We start from the raw sequence: 3,248 nt of genomic DNA, 5'->3' as shown, positions 1-3,248 counted from the left end.
ATGGCCTACGGTGGCAGCTTTGGCGAGAACCTGCTCAATGCGGGTATGAACGCCGGGTTTGACAAACTGGGCGAGGGCTTTGCTGGCCACATTGGCAAACAGAACCTTAACGGTGCGCTAACCGACCTCCAGGCCGAGTTGGCCCATGCGGCCTTGGGCTGCGGCCTGGGCATGGTGCGCTCGGGCAACGGCAAAGGCTGTGCGGCTGGTGCAGCGGGCGCCGTGGTGGCGCACTCATTGGCTGACGATGTGAAGACAGAGCTGAAAGACGAGGACAGCACGCTGTCATCCATCTTCAAGGCTGTGCCCGGCAAGACGATCAACGAGAACACCGTCTTCATCACCGGCCTGGCCGGCAGTGTGGCCGGCGGCGTGGGCGGCGCTTTGGCGGGCGACACCACACGGGACCTGCAAGCCAACATGAACATGGGGCAGATCACGGGCTCCAATGCGGTGGCGAACAACTTCCTCAAGCATGAAGACGCTAACAAGCTCAAGAAGGAAGTGGCCGATTGTCGTGCGAAGACAGGGGGGTGTAGCGTCGAAGCGGAGACTGCCATTCGCGACAAGTACATCGATGTATCCAACAAAAACATCGATGAAGTTAATCGCGCAGTCATCGCTGGTGATCCAGACAAGGTGGCGAACCTTCTCAGCCAGGCAGCTCAAGGCTATGAGGTTAGCAACGTTTTCAGCCTGAGGAACGACGAGGCGCTGTTTGTAGGACGCCAAAACAATGTGAACTGGGTTGGCTCGACCCGAGGCGACGCTGCTATGGAGTCGGACGTTCAGCTGGCGTCGGATATTCGCGAGTTCAGGCAGGAGAACTGCAGCGGCAAGTCTTCGGCAGCTTGCGATGGGTTGGTGAACGATGCCTTGGATGACAGGGCATATCGAGCCGCAATTCTTGGCGTGGTGTCTGCAGGGATTCCTCTGGTGGCTCGCCTACCTGGGGCCATCGCGAGAACTCCTCGCGGACCGCGTCCCAACAGCAATGGAGACTCGACAGGGGCAGGGGGAGATCTGATTGAACATCCTGCAACGCCAAACGCCGCAAATTCGAGCGGCGGAAGCGAACCAGGTGTTCCCTATTTCAGAGTGCAAGGCGGTGGATCGGGGACGAAGACCTCAAGAGATGCGCTTTCGGTTTCTCCAGATGGCAAGCTCACAATCACTCCTGGCTGTACAGGTGCGATATGCGTAAGTGCGGGCTCGCCCGATCATGCTGTGTACTACATAACTGAACGTAGGCAGGGAGGGCAAGTTGTCGTGTTCGAGGTGGACCAGTCCACTCATCGGGCGATTATGGGCGCCAAAGTCCCGCAAAAAGGGAACGCTCGCTCCCCAGTCAAGGTTGTCGATGAGTCGACTTCCGGAAACTCTGTTTCCCTTGAGTTGGATGAGGCCTATAGTAGGCTGATGGCGGACCATTCGTCCCGAGCCCGGGTTATGTCTCAAGAGGAGTTTTTGCGTGAATTTGGAAATCGCAAGTGAGGGTGTGCTGAAAGAGCTCAGAGAGCAGAGTAAAGGAATCGCCTTCACGGTTCATTCGGGCCAATGTCGTTGGCTGCTGGATTGGCAGGATCACTTCAACCTGAATCAGCGTTTGAACATTGAAGCGCACTTCAAGAAGCCAGCTATTGTTCAGTACCTGCCCAAAGACATTCCCATCGAGGTGCAACTCAAGACCGCGCTTGCCGAGTTTCGAGGGGGCATAGATTGCCTGGATGCGCACAACTTCTTCGACTATCTGAAACAAGAGGACGTCTGCGCCCCATCTACGCAAGCCTTGGCAGACTTGTTGTTTTCCGCTCCAGGCATCGATCTGAGCGCTCTTCACAGATCCCTATGGCACCACATCATCCACGGTGGCGCCTTGTCGGACGATTTCTGGCGGGAAAGCAGTGTTGTGCTCAGCCTTCTGCCCAAGTTCTACATCAACTTTGACCGCAAGCTGTTCATGCACATGCGCCGGGAACGCTTCTTTGAGAAGGTTGTCCCTGAAGGGTGGACGGGGGTGCAAGGCGATTTTGAACATCTTGTCCCGGTGGAATGGCGGTATTGGGAGCGCAAGTCTGAAGAAGACCTCTGGGCGTTCACGAATTACGCTTGAACGAACGGCTATCGGTGTCGCGTCTTGCCTTTTGCCATCTCAACGGCCTCAGGGACAAGCCACAGGAGCTGACGATTGCGTTCGCGCTAATCGAGGAGTGAGGTATGCAGATCGTGAAGAACTGCTGGAATGCAATCGAGACGTTTAATTGCCAATACGGCGCCCTCTTGTTCGACGGTAGTTCCGCGTCCATCTATGTCAACCATTGGCTGGCGCCTGATCAGTATTTGATTGATCGGTTTTCCCGTCGAAATGAAGATGGTTTTGTTGGGCACTGCCTTCTAGTTTTTGTTGGAGTCCGCCGATGCTTGAGAGAAGTGCGTACGCATTGCTGTGTCGACGGTGAGGTGGTTTGGAGTCATCCCGTTCGTAGTGAGTACGAAGGAGACTTTTCGGGCGGTACTGAGACTTTTTCCTTCGAGGGAAGCCTCCAAGGCTTTTCTTCCCATGTGAAGTGGGAGGTGGAAGCGAGCGAGTTCGAGTTACATATCCTTGATAGGGATGAACCTGCGAGAGAGGCTTGACGTAGGCGTCTAGATTGGACGGCGTAGTCGTTGGGGTCGCGTCTTGCCTTTTGCCTCTCTCGCAGGAAACACGGTGGCAACTCCACCCACATGACACCGTGACTAGGCCCGCATCGACTTCAACAGCTTCGAGACCGACAAGGAGCTGTTCCTCCAGGGCCTGAACCTCTACAGCTGGACCGACGCCGAAGGCGACCGCCTGCTCAAAGGACTGTACGACGGCAGCATCAAGCCGGGGCATCCAAGGGGAGCCTCTGCACCGCGTGCGCCGCGCGCGCCGAGGCCCTTGCAGGGCTCGGGCCAGAAGCGGGCGTCTGCCGCACCTGTTGGCTTGTGTGTGCCGTCGGGCACACAGCGCACCAAGCAGGCACGCCATCCATCCCGTTCTGACCCCGATCGCGCATGACGCCCGCGGCGCAGAGGCTCCCTGTACGAAAAAGCCCGCGCAGTGGCCGAGCAAGCGTTTCGCGAAGCGTATGCCCACCACGCGGAGTATGAGACGCAGCTCAAGTTCAACAAGGAAAGCGCGCACTACCAGGCGCAGCGTATAGACCTGAGCGGGTACGACGTCAACGACCTGTTCCACAGCGGGGTGAAGATCTTCCGCAAGA

The 3,248-nt window shown here is 57.2% G+C and carries 2 protein-coding genes and 1 pseudogene; all 3 read left to right on the top strand.

The annotated features are described in order from the left end of the window. Positions 1-1,494 (top strand): annotated as a pseudogene (locus tag ABWV89_RS18760) (VENN motif pre-toxin domain-containing protein); the annotation flags it as partial. Further along, a complete protein-coding gene (locus tag ABWV89_RS18755; protein ID WP_353400572.1) occupies positions 1,472-2,113 on the top strand; it encodes a hypothetical protein in 642 nt (213 codons plus the stop codon). The pseudogene ABWV89_RS18760 and the gene ABWV89_RS18755, both read left to right, overlap by 23 nt. A gap of 104 nt (positions 2,114-2,217) precedes the next feature. Further along, positions 2,218-2,637, top strand: coding sequence for a hypothetical protein (locus ABWV89_RS18750; RefSeq protein ID WP_353400569.1), 420 nt, complete (start codon positions 2,218-2,220; stop codon positions 2,635-2,637). Positions 2,638-3,248: the final 611 nt, after the last annotated feature.

Source organism: Hydrogenophaga sp. 5NK40-0174 (assembly GCF_040372165.1).
Taxonomy (GTDB): domain Bacteria; phylum Pseudomonadota; class Gammaproteobacteria; order Burkholderiales; family Burkholderiaceae_C; genus Hydrogenophaga.
Note: the sequence above shows the minus strand (reverse complement) of the source record. Positions and strands in the feature narration are given on the sequence as shown.

Bases quoted from the DNA above. Each gene is read 5' to 3' on its own strand.
- ABWV89_RS18750 (WP_353400569.1), top strand. From the start codon at position 2,218: ATGCAGATCGTGAAGAACTGCTGGAATGCAATCGAGACGTTTAATTGC.